26 protein-coding genes and 1 riboswitch are annotated in these 24,686 nt (G+C 65.1%); of the genes, 10 read left to right on the plus strand and 16 right to left on the minus strand.

What is annotated here, in order from left to right; translation table 11 throughout:
- Positions 1-4: 4 nt before the first annotated feature.
- The 4 genes from HMI57_RS03350 to HMI57_RS03365 all read right to left on the minus strand — a co-directional run bounded on the left by HMI57_RS03350 (position 5) and on the right by HMI57_RS03365 (position 4,025).
- Positions 5-472: a ribose-5-phosphate isomerase gene (locus HMI57_RS03350; RefSeq protein ID WP_171584486.1), complete on the minus strand. Its 468-nt coding sequence runs from the start codon at positions 470-472 to the stop codon at positions 5-7.
- On the minus strand, positions 465-2,204 hold the full coding sequence (locus tag HMI57_RS03355; protein ID WP_171584487.1) for a dihydroxyacetone kinase family protein: 1,740 nt from the start codon (positions 2,202-2,204) through the stop codon (positions 465-467). The genes HMI57_RS03350 and HMI57_RS03355 overlap by 8 nt, the downstream gene beginning before the upstream one ends.
- Before the next feature lie 55 nt (positions 2,205-2,259).
- Positions 2,260-3,252: a sugar phosphate isomerase/epimerase family protein gene (locus HMI57_RS03360; protein WP_171584488.1), complete on the minus strand. Its 993-nt coding sequence runs from the start codon at positions 3,250-3,252 to the stop codon at positions 2,260-2,262.
- 86 nt (positions 3,253-3,338) lie between these two features.
- A complete protein-coding gene (locus tag HMI57_RS03365; RefSeq protein WP_171584489.1) occupies positions 3,339-4,025 on the minus strand; it encodes a GntR family transcriptional regulator in 687 nt (228 codons plus the stop codon).
- Between the two features lie 133 nt (positions 4,026-4,158).
- A riboswitch (SAM riboswitch) is annotated at positions 4,159-4,276 on the plus strand.
- A 208-nt stretch (positions 4,277-4,484) separates the two neighbouring features.
- On the opposite strand from HMI57_RS03365, the gene HMI57_RS03370 reads away from it, so the two are divergent.
- The 3 genes from HMI57_RS03370 (at position 4,485) to HMI57_RS03380 (ending at position 7,125) form a co-directional block, all read left to right on the plus strand.
- Positions 4,485-5,366 (plus strand): MetQ/NlpA family ABC transporter substrate-binding protein, encoded by an 882-nt coding sequence (locus HMI57_RS03370; protein WP_171584490.1) that lies wholly within the window; start codon positions 4,485-4,487, stop codon positions 5,364-5,366.
- 71 nt (positions 5,367-5,437) lie between these two features.
- Complete coding sequence (locus HMI57_RS03375) at positions 5,438-6,466, plus strand: methionine ABC transporter ATP-binding protein (RefSeq protein WP_171584491.1); 1,029 nt, start codon at positions 5,438-5,440, stop codon at positions 6,464-6,466.
- Positions 6,466-7,125, plus strand: coding sequence for a methionine ABC transporter permease (locus tag HMI57_RS03380; protein WP_171584492.1), 660 nt, complete (start codon positions 6,466-6,468; stop codon positions 7,123-7,125). Before HMI57_RS03375 ends, HMI57_RS03380 begins: the two co-directional genes overlap by 1 nt.
- Here the strand turns inward: HMI57_RS03380 and HMI57_RS03385 are convergent.
- Positions 7,115-8,317, minus strand: a complete 1,203-nt coding sequence (locus tag HMI57_RS03385; RefSeq protein ID WP_171584493.1) for an MFS transporter — start codon at positions 8,315-8,317, stop codon at positions 7,115-7,117. The two genes, HMI57_RS03380 and HMI57_RS03385, sit on opposite strands and share 11 nt — an antisense overlap.
- Positions 8,318-8,343: 26 nt before the next feature.
- Between HMI57_RS03385 and HMI57_RS03390 the strand changes: the two genes are divergently transcribed.
- Entirely contained in the window at positions 8,344-8,928 is a 585-nt protein-coding gene (locus HMI57_RS03390) for a TetR/AcrR family transcriptional regulator (RefSeq protein ID WP_171584494.1), read from the plus strand.
- A gap of 152 nt (positions 8,929-9,080) precedes the next feature.
- Here HMI57_RS03390 and HMI57_RS03395 read toward each other — a convergent pair whose 3' ends face one another.
- The 4 genes from HMI57_RS03395 to HMI57_RS03410 all read right to left on the minus strand — a co-directional run bounded on the left by HMI57_RS03395 (position 9,081) and on the right by HMI57_RS03410 (position 12,035).
- A complete protein-coding gene (locus tag HMI57_RS03395; protein ID WP_171584495.1) occupies positions 9,081-9,959 on the minus strand; it encodes a TPM domain-containing protein in 879 nt (292 codons plus the stop codon).
- Positions 9,956-10,858: an alpha/beta hydrolase gene (locus HMI57_RS03400; RefSeq protein WP_216607085.1), complete on the minus strand. Its 903-nt coding sequence runs from the start codon at positions 10,856-10,858 to the stop codon at positions 9,956-9,958. Before HMI57_RS03400 ends, HMI57_RS03395 begins: the two co-directional genes overlap by 4 nt.
- Positions 10,859-11,113: 255 nt before the next feature.
- On the minus strand, positions 11,114-11,482 hold the full coding sequence (locus tag HMI57_RS03405) for a TfoX/Sxy family protein (RefSeq protein WP_171584496.1): 369 nt from the start codon (positions 11,480-11,482) through the stop codon (positions 11,114-11,116).
- A 55-nt stretch (positions 11,483-11,537) separates the two neighbouring features.
- On the minus strand, positions 11,538-12,035 hold the full coding sequence (locus HMI57_RS03410; RefSeq protein WP_171584497.1) for a DUF4188 domain-containing protein: 498 nt from the start codon (positions 12,033-12,035) through the stop codon (positions 11,538-11,540).
- A 66-nt stretch (positions 12,036-12,101) separates the two neighbouring features.
- On the opposite strand from HMI57_RS03410, the gene HMI57_RS03415 reads away from it, so the two are divergent.
- A complete protein-coding gene (locus HMI57_RS03415; protein WP_228720903.1) occupies positions 12,102-12,677 on the plus strand; it encodes a TetR/AcrR family transcriptional regulator in 576 nt (191 codons plus the stop codon).
- A 936-nt stretch (positions 12,678-13,613) separates the two neighbouring features.
- Positions 13,614-15,014: a DUF222 domain-containing protein gene (locus HMI57_RS03420; protein WP_346655122.1), complete on the plus strand. Its 1,401-nt coding sequence runs from the start codon at positions 13,614-13,616 to the stop codon at positions 15,012-15,014.
- A gap of 293 nt (positions 15,015-15,307) precedes the next feature.
- Here HMI57_RS03420 and rbsD read toward each other — a convergent pair whose 3' ends face one another.
- From rbsD to HMI57_RS03450, 6 genes are all read right to left on the minus strand, one after another.
- A complete protein-coding gene (rbsD, locus tag HMI57_RS03425) occupies positions 15,308-15,691 on the minus strand; it encodes a D-ribose pyranase (protein ID WP_171584499.1) in 384 nt (127 codons plus the stop codon).
- Positions 15,688-16,752 (minus strand): ribokinase, encoded by a 1,065-nt coding sequence (locus HMI57_RS03430; protein ID WP_171584500.1) that lies wholly within the window; start codon positions 16,750-16,752, stop codon positions 15,688-15,690. The genes rbsD and HMI57_RS03430 overlap by 4 nt, the downstream gene beginning before the upstream one ends.
- Entirely contained in the window at positions 16,749-17,690 is a 942-nt protein-coding gene (locus tag HMI57_RS03435; RefSeq protein ID WP_171584501.1) for a substrate-binding domain-containing protein, read from the minus strand. The genes HMI57_RS03430 and HMI57_RS03435 overlap by 4 nt, the downstream gene beginning before the upstream one ends.
- 68 nt (positions 17,691-17,758) lie before the next feature.
- On the minus strand, positions 17,759-18,742 hold the full coding sequence (locus tag HMI57_RS03440) for an ABC transporter permease (RefSeq protein ID WP_171584502.1): 984 nt from the start codon (positions 18,740-18,742) through the stop codon (positions 17,759-17,761).
- Positions 18,735-20,270 (minus strand): ATP-binding cassette domain-containing protein, encoded by a 1,536-nt coding sequence (locus tag HMI57_RS03445; protein ID WP_171584503.1) that lies wholly within the window; start codon positions 20,268-20,270, stop codon positions 18,735-18,737. Before HMI57_RS03445 ends, HMI57_RS03440 begins: the two co-directional genes overlap by 8 nt.
- Positions 20,267-21,280, minus strand: coding sequence for a LacI family DNA-binding transcriptional regulator (locus HMI57_RS03450; protein ID WP_346655123.1), 1,014 nt, complete (start codon positions 21,278-21,280; stop codon positions 20,267-20,269). The genes HMI57_RS03445 and HMI57_RS03450 overlap by 4 nt, the downstream gene beginning before the upstream one ends.
- A 145-nt stretch (positions 21,281-21,425) precedes the next feature.
- On the opposite strand from HMI57_RS03450, the gene HMI57_RS03455 reads away from it, so the two are divergent.
- The 4 genes from HMI57_RS03455 to HMI57_RS03470 all read left to right on the plus strand — a co-directional run bounded on the left by HMI57_RS03455 (position 21,426) and on the right by HMI57_RS03470 (position 23,712).
- Positions 21,426-22,265 (plus strand): alpha/beta hydrolase, encoded by an 840-nt coding sequence (locus HMI57_RS03455; RefSeq protein ID WP_171584505.1) that lies wholly within the window; start codon positions 21,426-21,428, stop codon positions 22,263-22,265.
- Positions 22,262-22,933, plus strand: coding sequence for a TetR/AcrR family transcriptional regulator (locus tag HMI57_RS03460; RefSeq protein WP_171584506.1), 672 nt, complete (start codon positions 22,262-22,264; stop codon positions 22,931-22,933). Before HMI57_RS03455 ends, HMI57_RS03460 begins: the two co-directional genes overlap by 4 nt.
- A gap of 81 nt (positions 22,934-23,014) precedes the next feature.
- Positions 23,015-23,359 (plus strand): lycopene cyclase domain-containing protein, encoded by a 345-nt coding sequence (locus tag HMI57_RS03465; protein ID WP_171584507.1) that lies wholly within the window; start codon positions 23,015-23,017, stop codon positions 23,357-23,359.
- The gene (locus HMI57_RS03470; protein ID WP_171584508.1) at positions 23,356-23,712 is read left to right on the plus strand and encodes a lycopene cyclase domain-containing protein; all 357 of its coding nucleotides are present in this window, start codon (positions 23,356-23,358) and stop codon (positions 23,710-23,712) included. The genes HMI57_RS03465 and HMI57_RS03470 overlap by 4 nt, the downstream gene beginning before the upstream one ends.
- Here HMI57_RS03470 and HMI57_RS03475 read toward each other — a convergent pair.
- Entirely contained in the window at positions 23,702-24,625 is a 924-nt protein-coding gene (locus HMI57_RS03475) for an NmrA family NAD(P)-binding protein (protein ID WP_171584509.1), read from the minus strand. The two genes, HMI57_RS03470 and HMI57_RS03475, sit on opposite strands and share 11 nt — an antisense overlap.
- Positions 24,626-24,686 lie beyond the last annotated feature (61 nt).

Consider the following 24,686-nt stretch of genomic DNA (forward strand, 5'->3'; position numbering starts at 1 on the left):
GCGCTTAGTCCTCTTTCGGTTCGTAGGAGCTGATGGCGTCCACCTTGGCGGCGGAGGAGCTGGTCTCGTCGAAACGGTGCTCCAGCCACTCCTTCACGAGCTTCTTGGCGAGCTCCAGGCCGATGACGCGCTGGCCGAGGGTGAGGACCTGCGCGTTGTTGCTGAGCACCGACCGCTCCACCGAGTAGCTGTCGTGGGCGGTGACGGCGCGGATGCCCGGCACCTTGTTGGCGGAGATCGCGACACCCAGGCCAGTCCCGCAGATCAGCAGGGCACGGTCGGCCTCGCCGGCGGCAACCTTGCGGGCCGCGGCGACGGCCACGTGGGGGTACGCGGTCGTGTCGTCGGAACCGACGCCGACGTCGAGCACCGACTCCACCCGGCTGTCCGCTTCCAGCAGCGCTTTCAGCGCCGTCTTGAACTCGACTCCTGCTTCGTCATTTCCGATGACGATGCGCAGCTTTTCACTCATGGCTGTTCTCCTTTGTGGTGATCAATTCTTGATAGGTGCGGGCCACCGCTTCGGCGATGAGCGCAAACGAAATGGCTCCCGGATCGGCGTGGCCCACGCTCTTCTCGGCCAGGGGCCGGGCGCGGCCCTTGCGGGGGCTGAGCGCCGCCGTCTCGTCGGCGGCAGTGGTGGCGGCCGCGGCGGCGTTGCTGAGGTTCTCCGTGACTGACGCGCCGCCCGTGTGGCTGGAGGTGTACGCCTCGACGTAGGGGAGGAGGGCGTCGACCATGGTCTTGTCCCCGGCCTCGGCTTTGCCCAGCCCCACGATCGCTCTCTGGAATGCAACGGCCGCGGCGTGGGCTTCGGCGGCGGTGTAGGCGTCACGGTTGCCGAGGGCATGCCCGACGGCGATGATCCCCGATCCCCATAGGGCTCCGGAGGTGCCGCCCGCCTTCTCGGCCCAGGCTTCACCGGCAACGACCAGCACGCGGTCCACGCCGGCGTCGGCGGCTGCAGACGCAGCGGCAGCAGCTGCCGCTGCGTCGACCCCGCGGCGCATCCCGATACCGTGGTCGCCGTCGCCGGCGACCGCGTCCAGCCGGCCGAGTTCTTCCTCATGCTCGATGACGACGGCGCGCACCGACTCCAGGAGGGTGACGGCGGCGCTGCTGAGCGCTGCCGCTGCGGCGGTGGGGGGTTCCACGGGGGCTTCGGCTGCCGCGGCGAGCTGTTCGACGTCGCGGTGGGCACGGGCCGCGACGTTGCCCTTGCGGAAGGCGGGGGTGTCGGCGGGTGCGGCCCAGTGGGTTCCGATTTCCTCATCCAGCCACAGCAGGGTCAGGGAGACCCCCGCCATGTCCAGGCTGGTCACCAGTTCACCGCACTCGGGTTCAACGATCTCGAGCCCTTCGGCGGTCAGCAGCGACTCGATCCGGCCGTACAGCAGGAAGAGCTCGTCGTATTTGACCGTCCCGAGCCCGTTGACGATGGGCACCACGCGGGTGCCGGCGTCGTCGGGCTTGTCCTTGAGCAAAGTGCTGACCAGCAGCTCGGCGAGCTCGGTGGCGGTGGGCATGGGGTGGTCGGATATCCCTGGTTCGCCGTGGATCCCCAGACCCAGGGACATGTGGCCGGGCTCAACGGTGAACAGTGGTTCCTTCGCCCCGGGAAGGGTGCACCCGTCAAACGCGACGCCGAGCGAGCGGGTGCGGTAGTTGGTCTTCTGCGCCAATCGCTCCACCTCGTCCAGGCTCAGCCCGGCTTCGGCGGCGGCGCCGGCGACCTTGAACACGGTCAGGTCCCCGGCGATCCCGCGGCGCTTCTCCAACTGGTCGATGGGGGCGCTGGCAATGTCATCGGTGACCACCACGGTGCGCGTCTCAATGCCTTCGGCGTTGAGGCGCAGCTGGGCCTGGTCGAAGTGCAGAACGTCGCCGGCGTAGTTGCCGTAGCTGAGCAGCACCCCGCCGCCGTTGTTCGCGGCACGGGCCACCCGGTAGACCTGTCCCGCGGCGGGGGACGCGAACATGTTGCCGCAGGCTGACCCGGCGGCAAGGCCTTGGCCCACCAACCCGGCGAAGGCAGGGTAGTGTCCGGAGCCGCCGCCAATAACCAGGGCAACCTGGCCCTCGTCCATTTCGGTGGAGCGGACCACGCCGCCGTCTACGCGGGCAACGTACCGGCGGTTGGCCGCAGTGAAGCCGTCAAGGGCATCATCGGCGAAGGTGGCCGGCTCATCAAAGATACGTGTCATCATTCCTCGTTGAATCGATGTGTCCCGGCTGGGCCGGGCGGGCTGGTGGGATGCGTTAGACCGAGGCGCCGCGTGGCTGCTGCCGGCCCTGCGCCACGAGCGGCTGCCCGAGCGCGTAGTCCACGGTCTTGGGGAGGATGCGGTTGCGCAGGTAGTCCTGGTTGGACGCTGACACGCTGAGGCCGTCTCCGCCGTAGTGCTCGGCGCAGATGATGCCCTGGAACCCGTGCGCCAGCGCGGTGCGGAAAGCCTCGCGGTAGCTGATCACTCCGGATTCGAGAGGAGCGGGGATGGCCACGAACTGGTTGCGGGCCAGGTTCTCGTCCCGTGTGTAGTTCTTGACGTGCCAGTAGTTGGCGTAGGGAACGGTCTTGGCGATCATTTCCTGGATGGACTCGATCGGGCGGTGCAGGCGTACCAGGTTGCCCAGGTCCGGGTTCAGGCCAACGTTGGGCAGATCGATGTCCTGCACCAGCTGGGCGGCGGAGTCGCCGGTGCCCAGATAGGTGTCTTCGTAGAGTTCGAGGGAGAGCAGCAGGCCCAGGTCGGCGGCGTGGTTGCCGAGTTCACGGAGGCGGGTGACAGCCTTCTGCCAGACTTCGGGATCGTTGACCGGGTCCTTGTGACCTTCGACGGTCCAGAACCACAGCTGCTTCTTCTGCTCGGCGGTCAGCGCCTGGTGCAGTCCGAAAGAGACCACTTCGCAGCCCAGCTGCGCGCCGGCCTCGAGGGTGCGGTGGCTGTAGGCGAGGTTGTCTTCCCAATTCTGCTCGTCGATGACGCTGCGGCGGATGGCGGAGATGGCGGGTGCACCCACTCCCACTTCGGTGGCAGCGAGCTTCAGCTCGTCGAGGCGTTCGGTGGACAGGTCCCCGGGCTTGATCCAGGTGTCGAAGAAATCGACGTTGTCGAAGCCGGCGTCGCGCACTTCGGTGAAGACGCTCTTCCAGACCTCTGCGTCCGCGTCCTGCATGGACCCGGAAGAAGTCTCGTGCGGGAACTGAAGCAGGGCGGCCGTGATGGGCCAGGTGTCAGCTGTATAAACCATTAGTCACTCCATTGTGTAATCGTATTTCCTATAGGATTGTCGATCACACGCCGAGAGTCAAGGGTTCCGCATCAGGACGGGAAGTTCTAGGGGTGCTCTGCGCTGTCCAGGATGGACCGCTGCTTGACGCCATTGAGGTGGGCAACCATCGCTGCGCGGGCCGCGGCAGCGTCCCCCGCCGCGAAAGCATCGAGGATGGCGGTGTGCTCAGCGATGGCGTTGTCGGCGTCGGTGACGCCCAGGCCGGCGAAGAACCTGAAGCGCTGCACCTGGCCGCCGAGGGTGCGGTAGGCGTTGAGGATGAAGGGGTTGCCGGTGTGCTCGGCGATCAGACGGTGGAAGTCCTCATCAGCCTTCCAGTATTCGCGGAACTCAGCGTAGGAGGCACCGGTGGGGGCATGACGTAGATCCTCGATGGTCTGCTTCAAGTCGTCGACCAGCTGCGGAGTGCTCCGGGCGCAGGCGAGCTCGGCGTTCACGGGTTCGATCATCAGCCGGGCATCGACCAGCTGTGCCAGCTCGGGCGCGGTGAAGAGCGGCGCCACCTTGTAGCCCTTGAGCGCAACGCGGCGCACCATGCCGGTATGTTCCAGACGGGCCAGCGCCTCGCGGACCGGGGTGGGGGAGACATCCAGGTCACGGGCGATGCCGTCAATGCTGAGGTTCGCCCCTGCTTCCAGCCGGCCGTCGATCAGCCAGGACATGAGCTCCTCGTGGACATGATCGGCGAGCACCTGACGGTTCAGGGTGCGGCGGGGAGCGGCGGCGGACATAGATAAATCCTATAGGAACTACCGATACAGGTCGGCGGGCATGAATTCCTGAAGGTCTCCGGAAGGTCATTTATGACGATCCTTTTCGCTAAATTTTTGACCCGGTGAATTATCTGCTTTAGGTTGAACTCAGAATCAAGAGTTCAACCAATGGCTCCCTGGCCGGTTGAACAGCAACCCTCTCCCGTAGTGGGGTGCTTCAGGTGAAGATTCGGCCGCCGGAACAAGTCCCCGGATGGCAAGTACGGCGTATCCAGGAGTACCCACAAAGGTCTCGGCGATACCGCCCGCAATCTCGAAGCGAGCCAGTATGTAACACCCGAGGAATCCCCACCCGATTGTCGCTGCAGTTTCCGCAGCGCATTCGCCTCCCTTTTCTTTAAGCCGATCCAGCAGGAGCCTCCGGCCGATTTCGCCTGCCCGCTGGACTTTTCCAATATCCCGTTCAAAGGAAAATCAATGAATTCCCGCAAACTCCTGTCCCTTGCCGTGGTCCCCTTTCTGGCCCTCACCGTCGCCTGCGGTTCGTCGGAAGGCTCCGACTCCGGCAATGAAAGCATCAGCCTCGGCGTCGTCGGAGCCAGTGACCCGGAATGGGGGCTGCTGACCGAAGCCGCGGCGGAGGAGGGCATTGACCTCGAGGTCATCGACTTCGCCGAGTACACCCAGCCCAACCCCGCCCTGAGCGAGGAGGAACTTGACCTCAACCAGTTCCAGCACCTGGTGTACCTGGCCCGCTACAACGTCTCCAGCGGTGAGGAGCTCACCCCGATCGGGTCCACGGCGATCTACCCCCTCGGTCTGTACTCCACCCAGTACGGGTCGGTCGACGAGATCCCCGAAGGCTCCACTGTCGCCGTCCCCAATGACGAGAGCAACCTCGCCCGGGGTCTGCTCGTGCTCCAGTCCGCTGGACTGGTGGTGCTCGACGGCGGTGGCAGCGCCTTCTCGACCATCGACGACATCGACGAGGAGGCCTCCAAGGTCACCGTCACCACCCTCGAAGCCTCGCTGACCCCTACGTCGCTTCCCGACGTCGCCGCTGCGATCATCAACAACGACTTCGTGCAGGACGCGGGGCTGAACTTCGAGGACGCCATCGCGCAGGACGATCCGACGGATCCCGCCGCCGTGGCGTACGTGAACGTGTTCGCCGCCCGCGCCGGTGAGGAGAACAACGAGACCTACCAGAAGCTGGTGAGCATCTACCAGGAGAACCAGGAGGTGCAGGACGCCGTCCAGGAGACCTCGGGTGGGACGGCCGAGTTCCTGGTGGTCACTCCCGAGGAACTGCAGTCGACCCTCGACACCGTTGAGGAAGACACCGCAGCCCAGGGCTGACCAGGCCCGCCAACTCCTGCGGCCGGCCGGCGATCCCGGCTGGCCGCAGGGCTCTTCCGACAAGGAACACCATGCCCCTCATCTCTTTGCAGGACGTCACCAAAAGCTTCCCTCCGGGGCGGCGCGGTGGCGATCCCGTGCGCGCTATCGACAACGTCAGCCTCGACATTGAGGCTGGCGAGATCTACGGGATCATCGGATACTCGGGTGCCGGCAAAAGCACCCTGGTCCGGCTGATCAACGCGCTGGAAAAGGCGACCAGTGGCACGATCATCGTCGACGGACACCAGGTCACCAACGTGCCGGACCGCCAGCTACGCAAGCTGCGCCTCGACATTGGCATGATCTTCCAGCAGTTCAACCTGTTCAACGCCAAAACGGTCTGGAACAACGTGGCCTACCCGCTCCGCGTCGCCGGGAAAAGCCGGGAGGAAATCCAGGCCCGCGTCACTGAGCTCCTCGACTTTGTGGGGTTGGCCGACAAGGCGTCGAACTACCCTGAACAGCTTTCCGGGGGCCAGAAGCAGCGCGTCGGGATTGCCCGGGCGCTGGCCACCTCACCGAAGATCCTCCTGGCCGATGAGGCCACCTCGGCGCTGGACCCCGAGACCACCCACGAGGTGTTGCGGCTGCTGCGCCGGGTGAACGAGGAACTTGGCATCACCATTGTGGTGATCACCCACGAGATGGACGTCATCCAGACCCTCGCCACCAAGGTGGCGGTGATGGACGGCGGGCGGATCGTCGAGCAGGGCGACGTGTTCGACGTCTTCTCCAACCCGCGCCAGGCCTCATCCCAGCGGTTCGTCTCCACAGTGGTCCGGGGCATCCCGGCACCCGACGAGCTCGCCGCACTGCGCGAACGGCATGCCGGGCGGATCGTCACGTTTTCCTTCCGCGACGGCGACTCATCCCAGGCATCGGTGTTCCTTGAACTCGCCGCCGCAGGGGTCGAGTTCGAGCTGATCTACGGCGGGATCAACGACATCAGGGGCCGCGCGTTCGGGCATCTCACCCTCGCCCTCACCGGACCGGGAGCCTCGATCGACGCAGCACTCGCCAGTCTCGCCGCCCGCACCACTGTGAAGGAGCTCAGCTGATGGATTCCGTCATCGACCTCTCCCCGGAACTGTGGGTTGCCACCTACGAGACCCTCTACATCGTCGGGTTCAGCCTGTTCTTCGGTGGCCTCGGTGGGCTGCTCCTCGGGATTGGCCTGTACACCACCCGGGCGGGCAGCATCCTGGGGAACAGTGCCGTGTTCGGCACCTTGAATATCATCGTCAACATTTTCAGACCCATCCCGTTCATCATCTTCCTGGCCGCGGCGCAACCCCTGGCCCGGGCTGTGACCGGGACCGGTATCGGCAACAGTGCCATCATCTTCACACTGTCGCTGGCGGCCGCATTCGGGATCAGCCGCATCGTGGAGCAGAACTTGTTGACTGTGCAGCCCGGCGTGATCGAGGCAGCACGCTCGGTCGGCGCAGGCCGGCTCCGGATCATCCTGACCATCCTGATCCCGGAAGCCCTGGGGCCGCTGATCCTTGGCTACACGTTCATCTTCGTGGCCCTGGTCGATATGTCGGCGGTCGCCGGGTATGTGGGCGGTGGCGGCTTGGGTAACTTCGCCATCCAGTACGGTTACCGGCAGTTCAACCCCTGGGTCACCTGGGCCGCGGTGATTGTGATTATCCTGCTGGTGCAGGCGGTCCAGTTCCTGGGGAACGTGCTCGCCCGGAAGGCGCTCAGGCGGTAGTTTCCAGTTCCGGCGCCGAGGCTTTCCCTTCAGCTGTAGAGTGAGGTCGCGGCGCCGGTTTCAGCACCCCGAGCAGGCAGATCACCGCAGCGATGGCGAAGGCCGCGGGAAATCCGAGCCTCTCGATCAACGAGCCGGTCAGGGGTGCCCCGACCGCCTGTCCGAGCACCAGGCTGGTGAAGAGGATCGACGTTCCGGCGGCGCTGTGCGTGGCCGAGTGGGTGGCCCAGATAATCAGTACCGAGGTGGCGGCGGTGTAGGCCAGGCCAAACAGCGCTGCGGCTGCGAAACTGAGGGGCAGGTTCTGGGGTGCCAGGGCGAACACGCCCGTTGCGGCGGCCACGGTGACGACGGTGGCCGGCCACGTGGTCCGGAGGGTGTGCCGGGCCAGCCACGGTGCCGTCAGCACAGCGCCCGCTCCGCCGACGCCGAGCGCAATCCACGCTCCGGCCGACAGGGTCACCGCCATGCCCTGATCCTCGAGGAGGGTGCGGCCGTGCACCCAGATGGCTGACGCGCCCACTCCGAAGCTGAACGCCGCCACGATCGGGTGCCACAGGGCGCGCAGTTCGGCGCCCGTCCTTGTTGACGTCACCGGATGATCCGTGGTTCCTTCAGCGATGCGCGACTGGTCGGTCCTGAGCACGCCGATCAGGGCGCCGAGCGCGACGACGGCGATCAGCGCCCACGCCAGTCGCCAGGAGGAGGCGACCACCAGGGCCAGCACCCCAGCGATCACCACGCCGAAGCCGGTCCCCGAATTCACCACCGACTGTACTTTGTTCTGCTCCGCGAGAGGGATATTGCGGCGCACCAGTTCCACCAGTGCCGGCGAGGCAAAGCCGGCGCCCATCCCCGCAATCAGCACTGCCGCAGCGAAAAAGACGGTGTTCTGCGCGGCGGCAATTCCTGCGCTGCCCGACGCCGCAGTGGCACCGGCGAGGATGGTCACCAGGCGTGGCCGGGTGGGCGCGAAGCGGAACCCGATCAGTGCCGACACGCAGTAGATCACCGACGCACCGGAGGCCAGCAGGCCACCGACCGTCGGCGTCAAGGCGAACGCTGCGGAGAACGAGGGGAGAAACAGTCCGTAGCCCAGGCGGGCCAGGCCGTAGGTGGCGGCGATTAGCGCCAGCGCCATCACTGAGAAGCGGGGAGCTGTCGGCTGCGAGGACTGTAACGTACGTTTCATTGAAACGAACGTTATAGGATGGAGGTATGACTGCACAACCCAGCGCACGAGAACGCCTCCTGGAAGCCGCCGAGGATCTCGCCTTCACCCAGGGTGTTGCAGCCACTCCCGTGGACGTAATCCTGAAGCAGGCGAACGTTGCTCCGGCCACGCTGTACGCCCACTTCGGCAACAAGGAGGGGCTCATCATCCAGGCGCTGCAACGCCGTCTGGGCCGCTGGGATGAGGCCTGGCGGCTGGCGGTGGACGAAGCATCGACGCCTCGGGACCGCCTCGTGGCGCTGCTGCCCGCACTGCAGAACTACAGGGAGAGTGTCACTCCCGCACGGTGGTGCGCATTTCTCGGTGTCGCTGCCGAGTCGCCCCAGCCGGGCGACGCCCTGCAGGAGACGCTGGCCAGTGACACGCACCTCCTCAGTACCCGTCTGCGCGAACTGGCAGTCCCGGTGGTGGGGCCAGCGGGTGCTGATGCTTTGGCGGAGCAATTACTCCTCATCTATACGGGGGTGCTGGGGATGATTCTCCGCGGGGTGGCGACCGTTGACGCCGTCGCGCTTGGACTGAAAACCTCTCACCTCGCGATCGACGCCGCCGTCAGCCAGCCGGCATGACACCTGGGTTTGGCGCCGGACGCTAGGGTCCCTGGTTCGCTGGCCTGTGATCGGGAAAGTCTTCCTCGCCGATTCCGCCCGTCTCGTAGAACGCCTCGACGAACCCCCGTGCCTCGGCCGTCAGGAGTCAACAGTTCGAAGTCATCCGGGGTTCAGTACTTGCCGGATGCTCCGCCGCCGGTGAAGCCGCCGCCCCCGCCGAACGACGAGCCCGCCTGAGTGCCGGTACTGGCCCCCGAATACAGTGCCGGGTTGGCGATATACAGGGGGAGCCAGGTCGGCGGGTAGTTCACGGCGTCGTCGCCGCGATTGCTGTAGCGGTACTTTCGGTACGCCTTGCGTTGTTCTTCGGTGAGGCGGAAGGTCGGATCCTTCTCTTCGGCCTCCCGGATCTCGGCGTCGGCCACCCGACGATGGCGGCGGGAGTCGACGGTGATAGCGGAGATGATGATGCCCAGCAGGGCGGTGATCCCTCCGACGACCCACGCGAGGAGTGCCCAGTTGAATGGTTCCTGGACCGGCTCCTGCCCGTCGGCGTGCAGGTAGATCTGTTCGACCGCCTCGGTGAGGCCTTCGGCATACTGTTCATCGGCGAACGCCGGTTCAAGAACGTCCTCGATCACCACTGCCGCCTCATCGTCGGAGAACTGCTGGCGGACGCCGTCGGCGGTTTCAATCCGCAACTCCCGCTCAGCGGTGTCGGCGACCACGAGCACACCGTTGTCCGCGCCCGCGTCGCCCACTTCCCACTCGTTGGCGACGCTGCGGGCATAGTCCTCGATGGAACCGCCGGCGTTCTCGACGGTGAGCACGGCGACGCGGGCGCCATCGGTGCTGATGTTCCGTTCCTCGATCAGCGCGTTGAGGCTCTGCTCCTCCGCGGTGGTCAGGACGTCGGCACTGTCGAGCACGTTGCCCTCGGCGGGGCGATCCGGCGCCGTCGCCGGTTCGCTGTTGCCGCATCCGGTGAGTACGAGGAGCAGCATCGACAGGGTGGCTGCTGCTCCGCCGGCGCGTCTGCTGATCGTCATGGTGCCCCCTTGTGGCTGCCCGGTGGTCCTTCCGTGAGTCTAACGATCGCCGTGACAACCTCCGGCCAGAACGTGCGGGGCGATGTCTGGTGGCCTACGCCGTCGAGCATCAGGAGCGGGGCGTCCAGCGCGGCTGCCAGCGCCCTGCCATGTGCGGGAGGGAAGAGTGGGTCCGCCGATCCGTGGACCACCAGCGTCGGGATGCCCCGCAGAGCGTTCAGGTCCACTGACGGTCCCGACGACGCAATCATGAAGTGGTTAGTGAAGGCACTCGCCATTGACGGGGTGCGATCCCACACCCGCGCCACCAGATCGCGGACGGCTGCCTCGTCGAAATAGCCCGGGCCTGCGTAGGGCCGTTCGCCGTCAACCACCCAGCTAACGGTACTTTCGCGGTCCGACCAATCCGGCTCCGGTGGCGCATTGGCGAAAAGGGCAGCGACCTCAGGTGACGGTCCGGGGAGGTCGACGCCGGTGTGGCTCACCGGGCTGGTCGACATCAACACCAGGGCGGCAACCCGATCGGGGTGAAGCGCGGCGATCTCCTGTGCGATACCGCCGCCCATGGACAGGCCGGCAATTGTCGCCGTCCGGGCGTCGAACGCGTCAAGGATCGCGACGGCGTCGCGGATCAGGTCCTCTCCGGTGTAGGCGGGTTCACCCGGGGGAGACCAGGTGGATTCCCCGGTATCCCGGGTGTCATAGCGGATCACCCGTAGACCCTGGTCAGCGAGTGTGCCGCAGAAGTCCTCAGCCCACCAATCCCGCGACCAGGTGGCTCCGCCGATCAACAGGATGACAGGGTTGGTTGGGCTCCCGGTCGCCTGGGCAGCGATCACTCCGCCGGTCACCTCGACCATCACCGACTGCCACTGCACGCCTGGCTCTCGTTCAGTCATGGGGCCAGCATAGGGAAACCGTCGATCGCTGCACAGGGTGGGCAGCTTCGCTCCTTTACCCCCAATTCGCGCAGCAGCAGCCTGTCGGCACAAGCCGCCCGGGCAGGAGTCTCACCGGGCGCGGGGTTGAACTGTCCGAGATGCAGGTCTATGCCCGTGATGGTCTCCGCCCCCGGCTCCCCGAGGATGATCTGAACAACGTCGGTTTCTGCACCTTTGCTGACCCGGATGGCAACCGCTGGACCATCCAGCAGATCAGTGATCGTGAGCGCTGACGGGTTTACCTTTGGCAGGTTCCCCGGAGCTGATGCCGACGTTCACCCAGTACGCGAGCTCGGCGTCGTCGTCGAGCTGGTGGCGTGGCACGGTCAGCCATCCGCGTCCCATCGGTTTGTCCTGGCCCATCAGCGCCGGAACCGCGCCGCGTCGGAGGAGGTCGTCGTAGTCGGTTGGGTTGGTTCGCACCAGCAGGTCGCCAGCACGATCGGCGGCTACTGCCATGCGGTCATTCACCATGAAAGAGATTCCGCCGAACATTCGGATCTCCCGCACGTCCGGGTAGGAGGCGAAGAGGTCTCGAAGCCGAACGGAAAGATACTCACGCGATGAAGAAGTGTTGATCACGGCAGCCCCCTCGGTTACGGATGCCCTTTGAATATGAGACGAGGGGCGGATTCTGTCAAGGGACCTTCGGCCCGGGTACCCGGCCCATCCGTTGCTTCGCCGTATTGTTGCGCACCCCGATGGGAACGTGCGCAGTCGCTTTTGCCAGGCCGAACAGTGGCATTCCGTTGTAGACGGTCTCGATTCCGGTGGTGGGGACCTGGTACGTTTCGTGCCAGATACCTACATCGCCGGTGCCCGAGAGTTCTTTCATAAACCGTCGCCAGGGTTCCAGGTGGGGCGATTCCCTATCCGCCGCGAATTTTCGCAGGTGTTCAGGACTCTCCCAGTAGCTGAGCAGCATGGTGGTACGGCCGAACCACTGCTCGTAGCCCAGCATTCCCGCGGCCGGGTCGGAGGCCAGATGCTGGAGCATCCGCGGCATGGCGGCTGCGACCCTGCTGACTTTCCTGATCTTCCACCAGCGGTTGGCCCGCATGCCGATGAGGAACACCGTGACGGTTTCACTTGCCGGGTCAGCAGTGTGCCGGCCCGCGTAGATCTGCTGTGCCATCGGAACTCCCTCGGCTCAAACTTCTGTAACGTTGTTATGGAACAATGTTATGAAACAATGGATCTCATGGCAAGACCTGTAGTTCATAACGATTCCCTGCGGCAGGACCTACTGTCCGTGGCTGCCGACCTGCTTGACCGAGACGGGCCCGCGCGGGTGACACTGCGCGATGTTGCCTCGGCGGCGGGGACGTCCACGTCGGCTGTTTATTCGCTGTTCGGTGGGAAATCCCAACTGTTGACGGCCGTCGTCGACGACGGGTTCCGCTCGTTCCGTGATTCGCAGCTGGCAGCCGCCGACGGCGGGTTGGATGCTTTGGGGGTCGCTTACCGGACCTGGGCGCTGGAGCATCGGGCCCTGTACCGGCTGATGTTCGGGGGCGCCCTGGCTGCGTATGCCGATTGTCAGCCCAGCCCGGACGCCGCGAGCGATGCGATGCAGCCGCTGATGGAAGCGGTCGCGGCAGCGCAGTCAGCCGGCGTGCTGGTGCAGGCACCGGTGGAGTTGGTTGCCGTCGCGATCTGGGGTCAGGTGCACGGGATTGTCAGTCTGGAGCTGGCGCAGATGGGTCGTCCCGATGCCGATTGGGCTGCGGTTTACCGTTCGGCACTCGACGCCATTGCCCGTGGCTGGGCTGCCTGAGTCAGGTGGCAACTGGGCGGGGCTTCTTTGCCTGATGGAGCGACGCAACTTGTGTGATCGTCTTACCACCTGAGTCGGATGGGAAGCGGGGGCGGTCGGCCAGTTGAAGTATGGGTATCATCCGAGGAGGGTTCGAGTGGATGTGAGAAGGTTTGCACCGGACAAGGCGGCAAGCTTGCATGAACGCTTGGGGAAATTCAGCGGTTTCCCGATGACCAGACTCGCTAATTTTCGGCACTCGACAGTGGTGAAGCTTTGGACTGGAGCCTGTTAACGCCCCGTTCAGTGTCCTTTGCCACCCCTGAAAATTCATGGAAATTCTTTTTGCGCAGCCCCCAGTTGGGACCTTATTTTGGGGGTGGCGGGTGATCGAATAGAGGTATGGAAAGCAGTGAAGCTTCTTCTACCGGACCGGTGATTCCTCCCGGATCCGCGGATTCCGCTTCTAATAGCCGGACCGCGGACGTGTCCGCGGAGACCGCCGCCGATACGTCTACGGAGGCGCCCACCGGGTGTTCTTCGGGGTATGGGGCTGCTGGTCCGTTGGGTGTTGAGTCGGTGTGGATGGCTCCGGTCGTTGCGCCGCCGGAGCCCGCGGCGGATACTGATTCGGCTGAGACCGAGGCCGATCGGAACGATGCAGACCCGGCTGAGTCCGACTCAGTCGGGTCCGAGGTAACAGGGCCGGACTCAACAGGGCCAGAATCAACGGGGCCAGATTCAGCGGGGTCGGGTTCAACAGGATCCGATTCAACGGAGGCGGATTCAGCAGAACCAGATTCGGGTGAGCCGGGTCCTGAGTGGTTGTTTTCTGAAGCGTGGGAACTCTTTCACTTCGGGGATGACCCGGATGTGCGGGTGCGCTCCAGTAGTGAGCCTCCCGCACTGACTGGGCAGTTACGGTTGGCTGCTGTGGGTGGTTTGGACGCTTGCCAGGTGTTGGACACGTTGAAGGACATCGACGAGGCACGGTCCTGGTTGGACGCCCAGGAAGCCAAAGTCGTGACCCGGGCCCTTGACCTGCAAACCGAACACACCCACCACGATCCGAGGGACTGGGGGTACGAGAAAACCGTGACCGCGTCGGAGATCAGTGCAGCCCTGCACGTGCCCGAGCGGACGGCTGGGTTCCTCGTCGAGCACAGCACCCTGCTCACCCGGTATTGCCCAGCCACCCTGGAAGCGTTGGAGGCCGGGAAACTCAGCAAACGGCACGCGTGGGCTGTGGTCGAGGAAGCCACCAGCATCCCCGACACCAACCCAGCCGTCACCGCGGATTTTGAGGCACGACTCATCGGCATAGCGGCCCTGACCACGGTGACGAAGTTCCGACAGCAAGCGAACCGGCTCCGCGAAGAACTCCACCCCGAATCCATCACCACCCGGCGTAAGAGGGCGGTGAAGGAACGCGGGGTGTTCCTGACCCCCAGCTACGACGGGATGGCCTGGCTCGAAGCCTACCTACCCGTGGATCAGGCTGCCGGGATTTTCCACCGCGTCGACACCGCCGCCCGTGCGTTGCAAGGCCCCGACGAACCACGGACCCTCACCCAGCTACGCGCCGACGTCCTCGCAGACGTCCTCACCAGTGCCGGCGCCACCGGGCACATGACGGACCACGAAGGGCACCCCACCACCGGAAGCACCACCGCCGGGGGCACCACCACCGGCGAGATGAGTTCCGGGCAACAAGTCGCCGATGGTGCCAGCGAGCCGGATCAGACCTTCAGAACGACGACGCCGGACAGTATCAGCGGACTGGGCGGGACGCCGGGGAACAGCGGATCGACTGTCGTGGGCGAGCCAGCTAGCCGTGGTGGTGCAGGTGCGTATTGGGGTGTGCAGGCGAAAGTGTTCGTCACCGTCCCCGTGATGACCCTCCTCGGCGGGGATACCCCGGGCGAACTCGAGGGGTACGGGCCGATTGACCCGGAGACGGCGAGGAAGCTCGCCGGGCACGCCCCATCGTTCACCCGGATCCTTACCCACCCGTTCACCGGGGCCAGGCTGGGGGCCGACGCCACCACCTACCGGGTCCCCAAAGACCTCCAGGACGCGGTCCGGGTCAGGGATCGGACCTGCCGGCATCCGGGATGTAACCGGTTGGCGGTGTTCTGCGAACTCGACCACACCAAACCCTGGTCACACGGCGGGAAAACCAGCTATTCGAATCTGGCCGCGCTGTGTAAACGCCACCACAAACTCAAATCCGAAGGCTACTGGCACTACCGACAACCCGAACCCGGAATGATCATCGCCATCTCACCCGCCGGCGAAACCTACCTCACCAGACCAGACCCACCACCGGCACCAAAGAAAGACCCACCGCCCTTCTAAGCGGCACCTCTTCCACAACTGCGCAGTTTTCAAGACCCAGGGATCAGCCAGTCTGTCCACGAGGTGCGGGCACCTCCTGACCATGAGGTGCGGGGCCCTACGGTTCCGAGTTTCTGTGGTCCCGAAGTCCCGAGGCTCAATGCCCACGATGCCCCGAAGTCTGCTGTTCACGATGTTTAGGGCGAAGGACGAGCTAGTGCGGCAAATCTAGCCAGTGAGCAAGAACGTCTCCGGGACGCACCGAACCAGTGAGGCAGAGCAACCAGCGACCCATCAGATCCGCCTGACAGCTGTTAGAAGGTGACTCCGCAGCGCAACACCACGTTGGCGTATGGAGTCGCCTCGCCGGTCCGAATGATCAACCGTGCCGAGGGCAACAAAGCCTTCAGGTCTTCGTGGCTCACAAAGTCCGGATTCAGCCCTTCGGCGCGGACGATCGTCTCAACGGAGGATCCGGTCGCTTCGGAGGCCAGCAGCGACGATTCGACCTGAACATCAGCCAGCACAGCCTGCAGCACCTCGGTGAAGGACGGGATGCCCTTCACCAGCGCCAGATCAACGACCGTGTCCGCGTCGGGCAGTGGCATCCCGACGTCGGCAATCACCACTAGATGTCCGTGACCCAGAGTGCCGAGGATCCCGTTCAGAGGTCCGTTGAGGATTCCGGTCTTCTTCACGCGTCAGTGTCCTGTTCAGCAGATGATTGCGCACCCGCAAGCGAGTGTGCGGTGGTTCCCGGTGCAGCAGGCAGCGGATCCTCAAGCGACGGGTAGGACGGCTGGGCGCCCTCGGTCCCGACGGCGTACGCTCCGACCAGCACGGCAACCCGAACAGCGTCGGGCAGCGAATCCCCGGCACTCAACCGGGCAGCCAACGCGCCGGTGAAAGCATCACCGGCGCCGGTGGTGTCCACGACGGGCACCTTCGGCGCAGGGATCTCCAGCAGGTCAGAGGCAGTAGCCAGCAGAGCGCCGCTCCCACCGAGAGTCATAACAACCGAAGCAAACCCACACTCAACCAGTGCCCGCGCCGTCGCGGCGTGCTGGGAAGGAACAGCGTGGTTGGAAGGCGCAGCATGCGAAGAAGGAACAGCAGGCTCAGTAGAATCAGCATCCTCGGAAGGCAAAGCCCCACCAGAAGCAGACCCGGCCAGCTGAGCCAAGACCAGCGCGCCCTCGTGCTCGTTGACCACCAGGGGATCGGCCCGGAGCAGCGTCGAACGGTCCAACACGATAACCGGCGCCAGGTTTATGACCACCCGGCCGCTAGCCACCCCGACTGCCGCCGTGACCGACCCCGCAGGGATCTCACCCTGTAGCACCAGCACGGCGGCGTCGGCAATGGCCTGCGACGAGGCGGCGACCAGCTCGGGGGTCACCTCGGCATTCGCGCCGGGGATCACCACAATGGTGTTCTCGCCTGAGTCGTCGACCTCCACAATGGCAACACCGGTGCTGACACCAGCGACGCGCTCCACGGCCCCGGTATCAACCCCGGCGTCGTTCAGCCCGGACAGGGCAACCTCTGTATACGTGTCCTGACCGACTGCGCCGATCATGACGGTACGGGCGCCAAGCTTCGCCGCAGCAACGGCTTGGTTGGCGCCCTTGCCGCCGGGCATCACTGTCATGGTCCGCCCCAGCAGGGTTTCGCCCGGCTGGGGGTGGCGTTCCAGGGTGACTACGAGGTCGGCGTTGATGGACCCTACGACGACGACGCCCGACGGCTCAGTGCTCATTCGGTGAATTCTCCGACATTGTCAGCGTTCACGGTGGTGACGGGAACGGGGATGGTCTCTTCGACGGTTTCGCCGGCGAGGATCTGTTCCAGAACTTCAACTGCCTGGCGGCCCAGCTCGGCTGGCTGCTGTGCGATGGTCGCGGTCAGGGTGCCTGCCTCGATCGCAGCAAGACCATCCTCGGTGCCGTCGAAGCCAACAACGCTGACGTCGTCGCCTGCGCGGTCGCCCAGGGCCTGGATGGCGCCGAGCGCCATTTCGTCGTTCTCGGCGAAGATGCCGGTGACATCAGGGTTGGCCTGCAGCAGGTTGGTGGCAACGTTCAGTGCCTCGGCACGGTCGAAGTTGGCGGTCTGCATCGCCACAACGGTGATGTTGGGGTAGGCGGCCATGCCCTCCTCGAAGCCTGCACCGCGGTCGCGGCTGGCTGAGGTGCCGGCGACGCCCTGGAGGACAATCACTTCGCCCTCTTCGCCCATGGCTGCTGCCAGCTCATCGGCTGCCTGGCGGCCGCCCGCTACGTTGTCGCTGGAGACGAGGGACTGGACCTCGGCGCCGTTGACGGTGCGGTCAACTGCCACTACCGGGATGTCAGCCTCGATCAGCGGTGCCACCGAGGCGGCAGCTGCGTCGGAATCCACTGGGTTGATCAGAACGGCGTCGGTGCCGCTGGTGGCGGCGGTGGCCAGCTGGTTGGTCTGCGTGGCGGAGTCGTTCTGCGCGTCGACGACGTCGAGCTCCATGCCGGCAGCCTCGGCTGCTTCTTCGGCACCATCGCGCAGTTCCACGAAGAACGGGTTGTTCAGGGTGGATACGGCGAGCGTGGCCGACGCCGAACCCTCGGCGCTTTCGCCGCTGTCGCGGTTGCAGGCGGTCATGCTCAGGGCAAGTGCCAGTGACACGGTCAGTGCGGCGGTCTTGCGGGAAGTGAACTTCATTGTTGATTCCTTACTCGGTGAATGAACTTACTCAGTGATTGATCGGTCGATTACGGGGGAGGAAAGTTTTAGTGCGGTGAGTTCTTGCGGCGCAGGGAGTCGATGCCGACGGCGACGGCGATCACCACGCCGATCACCACCTGCTGCCAGAACGAGGAGACGTTCAGCAGGTTCAGGCCGTTGCGGATGACCACCAGCACCAGCGCACCAACCAGGGTGCCGGTGATGCGACCGACGCCGCCGGCCAGCGACGCGCCACCGATGACGACGGCGGCAATCGCGTCCAGCTCATACCCGGACGCTGCCTGTGGCTGCGCGGAATCCAACCGGCCGGATAGCAGGAGACCCGCGACGGCGGCGAACAACCCGGACAGCGCGAAGACCGTCACCAGGACCTTGCGGACCGGGACGCCCGAGAGCCGTGCGGCTTCCCTGTTGCCGCCCACCGCGTACATGTAGCGGCCCATCACCGTGAAGTTCAGGATGAACGCGGCCACCAGGCCAGCGACCACCAGAACCACGATCGGCATCGGGATGATCCCCAGGTTCCCGCCGAGGAAGGACACCTCGGGGGCGGTGGCGATGGGGCGGCCATCGGAGATGACCAGGGTCAGGCCGCGGGCGATGCTCAGCATGGCCAGCGTGGCGATGAACGACGGCAGCCTGCCGAACGCCACCGCGTACCCGCTCACCGCACCGCTCAGGGTGCCGATCGCGAGACCGCCGACGACGGCAACCCAGCCCGGCATCGAGCCCGTCGAGAAGATCCATGCGGAGCCCATCGCTGACAGCGCCGCCACGGAGCCGACCGACAGGTCAATGCCCGCCGCGACGATGACGAAGGTCAGCCCGAATGCCAGAACCGCGATGACCGAGGCCTGGATTCCGATGTTCAGCAGGTTGGGCCCGGTCAGGAAGTCGGGGGTGGCGATGAACAGGGCGAGGCCCAGCACCACCAGGCCCACGAGCGCCCCGTTGTCGGCGAGGAACTTCTTCGCCTTCGCACCGCTGGACACCTGCTTCCTCGCGGTGGTGGTTGCTACCTTATTCATGCCCGTCCTCCATTGACTTGTCTTCGAGATCGCGCTGCACGTCGCGGACGGCGAGCGTCATGATGGCGTCCTGTGTGGCATGCTCGGCCGCCAGTTCACCTGAAATATGTCCACCGCTCATCACCAGGATCCGGTCGCTCATCCCAAGAACCTCGGGGAGTTCACTGGAAACCATGACGACGGCGCCACCGGCTGCGGTGATCGCGTTCATCAGTTCGTAAATCTCTACCTTCGCGCCGACGTCGACGCCGCGGGTCGGCTCATCGAGCAGCAGCACCGACGAGTTCGCCACGATCCACCGGGCAAACACTGCCTTCTGCTGGTTTCCGCCCGAGAGCGAACCGACCGGCTGGTCAAGGGTGTGCATCCGGATCCTGAGCTTGTCAGCGATGTCCTGCGCCCGGCTGCGCTGACCGGACCGGTCCACCAGGCCGGACTTCGAGGTCGAGGCGAGCGTCGCATAGCCCACGTTCTCGTTGACCGTCGCGCCGAGTACGAGGCCCTGGCCCTTCCGGTCCTCAGGCACGTGCCCGACGCCGGCCCTGATGGCCGCGCCGATGTTGGACTTGGGGAGGTCCTTGCCGCGGACCTTGACGCTGCCGCCCACATACGGGTCGGCTCCGGCGATGGCTCGGATGACTTCGGTGCGGCCTGCGCCGACCAGGCCGGCCAGACCCACGATCTCCCCCGCACGCACCGAGAACGTGACGTCGTTGATGACTCCCTTGGTGGAGAGGCCCTTCACCTCAAGGAGGGTGTCGGCGGGGCCGTCCCATTCGCGGCGGCGGGGGAACTGCGCTTCGATGGAGCGGCCCACCATCAGGCGGACCAGCTCGTCCTCGTGGGTGTCCGCGGGCACCTCGGCGATGAATTCGCCGTCGCGCAGCACTGAAACCGAGTCGCCGATCGAGGCGATTTCGTCCAGGTGGTGGGAGATGAAGACCATTCCGACGTCGCGCTTGCGGAGATCCTCGACGACGGCGAACAGTGCGGCGATCTCCCGCTTGGTGAGGGCCGCTGTTGGTTCGTCGAGAACCAGCATCCGCGCGTTGAGGCTGAGTGCCTTGGCGATTTCGACGAGTTGCTGGCGGGCGATGCCGAGGTCGCCGACCCTGAGGTCCACGTCGATGTCGAGGCCGATCATCGCCAGGGCCTCCCGGGCGGTCTCGCGCATCTTGCGCTTGTCCACCAGGCCGAAGCGCCGGGGGAAGCGACCCATCGAAATGTTCTCGGCAACGGTCATGGAGCCCACGAGGTTGAGTTCCTGGTGGATGGTGGCGATGCCAAGGGCTTCGGAGTCCTTGGTGTCGGTGATCTTCACTTCCTTGCCGTCGACCAGGATGCGGCCGCCGTCGGGCTGGTGTACTCCCGCCATCATCTTGATCAGGGTGGATTTGCCGGCACCGTTCTCGCCGAGCAGCACCTGGACCTTGCCGGGGTAGACGTTGACCGTCACCCCCTTGATGACGGTGACGGGTCCGAAGGACTTGGTGACGCTGTCCAGGGTGAGGATGGGTTGGGTGTTCACAGTGCTGTGCCTCCTGGGAGGGGCGGGGTGGAGCCACGGATGATGAGCCTGCTGGGAAGGATGACTGATGCGGGGGTTTCCCCGGCGATGACCTGGGTCAGCATTTCGACGGCCTGACGGCCCATGGCGTCGACGTCGTGAGCGATGACGGTCAGCGCTGGGTTCAGGAGGGCGAAGGCTTCGATGTCGTCGTACGCCACAAAGGCAAGGTCAGCTCCGATTCCGATACCCCGCTCGTTGCAGACCCCGATGGCACCGATACTCATGAGGCTGTCAGCGGCGAGGAGTGCGGTCGGCGGCTCGGCAAGTTCGAGAAGGTGCCGTGCTCCAGCCGCGCCGCTGGCTGCCTGGAAGTCGCCGAAGAAGATGAGGTCGGCGTCGTCGTCGGCCTCGGTGCTGGCAAGCGCGTCCTGGTAGGCGGCGAGCCGCTCGCGGCCGGTGGAGGTGGACTGCGGTCCGGCGATGTAGCCGATGCGGCGGTGGCCCTGGTCGGTCAGGTGGCGGACGGCTTCTTGGACCCCGGTGACGTTGTCGGGGGTGACGCTGGGGACGTCGGTGTCAGCGATGACGCGGTCAACGAAGACGGTGGGAATGCCGCTGTCGAGGATGCTGCGCAGGCTTTCGAGGTCGCCCAGCGGTGCGGCGATGAGTCCGTCGACGCGCTGGGAGAGCATCACGTCGAAGTAGCGATCCTGCTGCTCAGCGCTTTCATTGGCGTTGCCGAACAGGGTGAGGTACTTGAAATCGCGGGCGCGCTGTTCAATGGCGTGCGCGAGGTCGGCGAAGAAGGGGTTGCGGACATCAGGGAGGACCAGGCCGATGGTTTCGGTGGTGGTCTTGCGGAGGGAGCGGGCCTGCGCGTTGGGCCGGAAGCCGAGTTCCTGGGCTGCCTCGGTGACGGCGGTGCGGGCCTCGGCGGAGGTGGAGGGATGTCCTGAGAGCACGCGGGATGCAGTTGCTACTGAGACACCCGCCTTGTCGGCGACGTCTTTGATCGTCAGTGATCGCACCCTGTTGCTCCTCGGCCGCCATGGAATCGTTTCCATGGAATCGATTCCAAACTATGCCACAGGTTCTGGAGGCGGTCAACGCGTCTTGTGAAAACGAACCTATGACCGATTGACCGTTTGCGGTCATCCGGTCAATACTTGGCTCATGAGCAGCACTGCCGACCAGTCACGCGTGATAGTCCTTGACCGTGCGGACAGTCGGTTGCATGCCTGGGTGAGCGGCCCGACGTCGGCCCCGCTGGTGGTGCTGGTGCATGGAGCGACGATGGATCACCTGATGTTCAACGGGCAACTGGAACCGTTGCTCGCCGCGGGATACCAGGTGATGGCAGTCGACCTTCGAGGGCACGGCGAGTCCAAGCCCCTGGGTCTCACCACCCTGACGGTCTCGGATTTGGCCGACGATGTCCTTGCCCTGGTGGATGAGGAAGGGGTGGGCCAGTTTGTCGTCGTCGGGCAGTCGCTCGGCGGATATGTCGCCCAGGATCTGGTGCTGCGCTACCCGGAGCGGATCACTGCGCTGGGAATCATCGGGTCCACCTGCACGACGGCGCCCATCTCGCGCTGGTCCCTCTTCCTCCTGCGCAGTTCCCTGACGTGGTTCCGGTGGTGGCCCTACCGCCATCTCCAGGAAACAATGGTGAAGTCCCTCGCCCACAGTCCCGAGGTGCGCTCCTATGCGCGGGAGGCGATGAACTCACTGAGCAAGCAGGAGTTCCTTACCGTCTGGGAGGCGGTTACACGGGTCGCCCGGCCACAACCCGGTTATCGCATTGAGCACCCGCTGCTGCTCACCCACGGTGACCATGATCAGACCGGCAACATCCGGAAGGCGGCACCTCTCTGGGCCGCGCGCGATCCTCTTGCACGCTACCGGGTGATCCCTGATGCCCGTCACAATGCCAACCAGGACAACCCGAGGTTCTTCAACCGGGTGCTGATGGAATTCCTCACAGAACACGCGCCAGTGACGAGTACCTCATGAGCGGTCAGAACGCCGATCGGCGGGAAAACCTTCTCGATGCCACAGTCGCACTGATCCTCCGGGGAGGGGTGCGGCGTGCTTCGGTAGATGGGATCGCGCGCGAAGCCGGGGTCTCCAAGGGTGCCGTGTACCTGGAATTTCCGAGCAAGACCGACCTCGTCGATGCCGCTGTGCAGCGGGAGATGGGCCGCTACCTGGACTCCACCGCGGCCCGGATCGCCGCCGATCCCGAGGGTGGGCGCCTCTCCGGGATCTATCGTCATTCGATTGCGGAGTTGCTCGCACGCCCGTTCATGCGGGCGATCTACGAGGATGACGGGCAGATCCTTGCCGGCCTGATCCGGGGACCAGAACGCTACCGCCCCCGTGTCCTTCTCGGAGAAGATTTCCTCCGCACAATGGCCGACGCCGGACTGGTCAGGACCGATCTCGACCCCGCGACCATGAGTCACCTGCTCAGCGTGCTTTCCGTCGGTCCGCTACTCGCCGAGCCTGTTCTGCGGGATGAGTCCGCACCGGGGCTGGAAGCCACCTTCGAGCTCCTGGCCGGTCTGGTTGTCGCCGGGCTGGAGCCCACGTTCCGGGCCGACCCAGCAGCAGGGGTGGCGGCCTTCCAGAAACTCGCTGACGGTGCCGCCCTGACATTTGATGGCGAGCGGCCCCGGTAGTCTTCGATCATGACATTTCGCCAGCAACGGGTCCGGCCTTTGCGCTTACGGCAGCGGCCACCGGCGAAGCGACGGTAGGGAATGGGCCTGATCTATCTGGGGGCGCTGCTCTTCTCGCTCGGGGGTTCGATGCTCCTGGACTGGAGGTTCCGCCTCACCTTCTGGCGGGACGCCCGCAAGGCGACCTGGACCATGCTTCTGGGGATCAACTTCTTCATTGTCTGGGACCTGTTCGGCATTGAGCTCGGGATCTTCTTCCGTGGCGTGACTGACCTGATGACGGGAATCCTGCTCGCCCCCGAACTGCCCCTCGAGGAAGTGTTCTTCCTCGCGCTGCTCTGCTACACCACCCTCAATGTGCTGGGTGCGGTCGCCGTGTGGGACGAAAAACGGGACCATAAGCGTGAGCGGAGGATGGCTGCATGACGTATCTGGTCCTCAACATCATCTTCTTCGTCCCGATCCTGGCCATCGCCGCGTGGGCGTACCGGACACGACGTCGTCAGCTCCCCACCCGACGGGCAGTCGGTATCACCCTGCTCGTGCTGCTGGTCGCTACGGCCGTGTTCGACAATGTGCTGATCGCTATCGGCATCGTCGACTACAACCCCGACCTCATTCTCGGAGTCCGGCTGGGGTCGGCCCCGATCGAGGACTTCGCCTATACCGTCGGCGCCTGCATCCTGCTGCCAGCGCTGTGGGCGCTGATTCCAGGCCGGGCCGCACGCCAGACGGCGGGGCCTACTCCGCCGACGGCGGACCCCACAACTACGCTGTGACCGGTTGGTCAGTGGTGGCGAGATGGGCGCCCAAGAGGTCCCGCACGGTGCTCCACTCGCGCTGACCGTAGCGGAGATTGTCGACATGGTGCAGCTGCGCCTCCCCGCTGAACATGCTGACGAAATACTGCATACCCTGCCAGACAGGGAACGGCTCGGCGCCGTCCTTCGAGAAGCGGCGCATCGCCTTGCTCATCACCGAGAGGGAACCGGCGGTCCCCGCCCACTGCAGTTTGAACGGGGTGCCGGTGAGCTCCGTCAGGACCGCTGCCACATCCCGGGCGCTCACCCGGTCTCCGGCGATCTCGACGACGCGCGGCGCGTCCCGGTCGAGGGCGACGAGGGCGGTCACTGCTGCGACGTCGTCCTTGGTGGTGAAATCGAGGATCTGATCCGGTGACGACCAGTACATCACCCGACGGCGGGTGAACGAGATCATCGGCATCTGGCCGGTGAGCATGTCCATGAAAGCCCCGTTGAGGATCGAGGTCACGCGGATCGGTGCCGTGTCGAGGTCGGCAGCAAACTCTCTCCGGAGCTCGAAGTTGCGGTTGCTTCCGACCGAGATCCGACGGTAATCGGATGAATAGTCGGAGGGGATGAATCGTGCCACGCCGGCGTCGACGGCGGCACCGAGGAGTGCGCGTTGGGCATCGACGATCACCGGGCGGGTACCGCTGACTGCGGAGATGACAGCCTCCACGCCGCTCATGGCGGTGCCCAGCGCGACTGGGTCCGTGTAGGCGGCCCGCACAATGTTGATCCGGGGATGATGGGAACCGTACAGTTCCTCGGCCACTCCGCTACCCGGTCGGGTGAGGACCCGGACGTCGACGTCGTGAAGCAGGAGTTCTCTGACGATGCGTTGCCCGAGGTCGCCGGTCGCACCAGCAACGAGGATTTCAGTGGTCATAAGACCTAAGAGTACTGATCAATGCTGACCCCGCCGGCCGGACGCCAGCGGGGTCAAGCCG

The sequence above is a fragment of the Arthrobacter sp. 260 genome, assembly GCF_013116745.1.
Taxonomy (GTDB): domain Bacteria; phylum Actinomycetota; class Actinomycetes; order Actinomycetales; family Micrococcaceae; genus Arthrobacter_D.

What these genes read in the sequence shown, in the direction of transcription:
- HMI57_RS03395 (WP_171584495.1), bottom strand. Translation starts at nt 9,959, where the DNA reads ATGACGATCAGCAGACGCGCCGGCGGAGCAGCAGCCACCCTGTCGATG.
- HMI57_RS03365 (WP_171584489.1), bottom strand. Translation starts at nt 4,025, where the DNA reads ATGTCCGCCGCCGCTCCCCGCCGCACCCTGAACCGTCAGGTGCTCGCC.
- HMI57_RS03475 (WP_171584509.1), bottom strand. Translation starts at nt 24,625, where the DNA reads ATGACCACTGAAATCCTCGTTGCTGGTGCGACCGGCGACCTCGGGCAA.
- HMI57_RS03390 (WP_171584494.1), top strand. Translation starts at nt 8,344, where the DNA reads ATGACTGCACAACCCAGCGCACGAGAACGCCTCCTGGAAGCCGCCGAG.
- HMI57_RS03465 (WP_171584507.1), top strand. Translation starts at nt 23,015, where the DNA reads ATGGGCCTGATCTATCTGGGGGCGCTGCTCTTCTCGCTCGGGGGTTCG.
- HMI57_RS03410 (WP_171584497.1), bottom strand. Translation starts at nt 12,035, where the DNA reads ATGGCACAGCAGATCTACGCGGGCCGGCACACTGCTGACCCGGCAAGT.
- HMI57_RS03430 (WP_171584500.1), bottom strand. Translation starts at nt 16,752, where the DNA reads ATGAGCACTGAGCCGTCGGGCGTCGTCGTCGTAGGGTCCATCAACGCC.
- HMI57_RS03400 (WP_216607085.1), bottom strand. Translation starts at nt 10,858, where the DNA reads ATGACTGAACGAGAGCCAGGCGTGCAGTGGCAGTCGGTGATGGTCGAG.
- HMI57_RS03375 (WP_171584491.1), top strand. Translation starts at nt 5,438, where the DNA reads ATGCCCCTCATCTCTTTGCAGGACGTCACCAAAAGCTTCCCTCCGGGG.
- HMI57_RS03370 (WP_171584490.1), top strand. Translation starts at nt 4,485, where the DNA reads ATGAATTCCCGCAAACTCCTGTCCCTTGCCGTGGTCCCCTTTCTGGCC.
- HMI57_RS03360 (WP_171584488.1), bottom strand. Translation starts at nt 3,252, where the DNA reads ATGGTTTATACAGCTGACACCTGGCCCATCACGGCCGCCCTGCTTCAG.
- HMI57_RS03455 (WP_171584505.1), top strand. Translation starts at nt 21,426, where the DNA reads ATGAGCAGCACTGCCGACCAGTCACGCGTGATAGTCCTTGACCGTGCG.
- HMI57_RS03355 (WP_171584487.1), bottom strand. Translation starts at nt 2,204, where the DNA reads ATGACACGTATCTTTGATGAGCCGGCCACCTTCGCCGATGATGCCCTT.
- HMI57_RS03440 (WP_171584502.1), bottom strand. Translation starts at nt 18,742, where the DNA reads ATGAATAAGGTAGCAACCACCACCGCGAGGAAGCAGGTGTCCAGCGGT.
- HMI57_RS03460 (WP_171584506.1), top strand. Translation starts at nt 22,262, where the DNA reads ATGAGCGGTCAGAACGCCGATCGGCGGGAAAACCTTCTCGATGCCACA.
- HMI57_RS03385 (WP_171584493.1), bottom strand. Translation starts at nt 8,317, where the DNA reads ATGAAACGTACGTTACAGTCCTCGCAGCCGACAGCTCCCCGCTTCTCA.
- HMI57_RS03415 (WP_228720903.1), top strand. Translation starts at nt 12,102, where the DNA reads ATGGCAAGACCTGTAGTTCATAACGATTCCCTGCGGCAGGACCTACTG.
- HMI57_RS03350 (WP_171584486.1), bottom strand. Translation starts at nt 472, where the DNA reads ATGAGTGAAAAGCTGCGCATCGTCATCGGAAATGACGAAGCAGGAGTC.
- HMI57_RS03380 (WP_171584492.1), top strand. Translation starts at nt 6,466, where the DNA reads ATGGATTCCGTCATCGACCTCTCCCCGGAACTGTGGGTTGCCACCTAC.
- HMI57_RS03470 (WP_171584508.1), top strand. Translation starts at nt 23,356, where the DNA reads ATGACGTATCTGGTCCTCAACATCATCTTCTTCGTCCCGATCCTGGCC.
- HMI57_RS03435 (WP_171584501.1), bottom strand. Translation starts at nt 17,690, where the DNA reads ATGAAGTTCACTTCCCGCAAGACCGCCGCACTGACCGTGTCACTGGCA.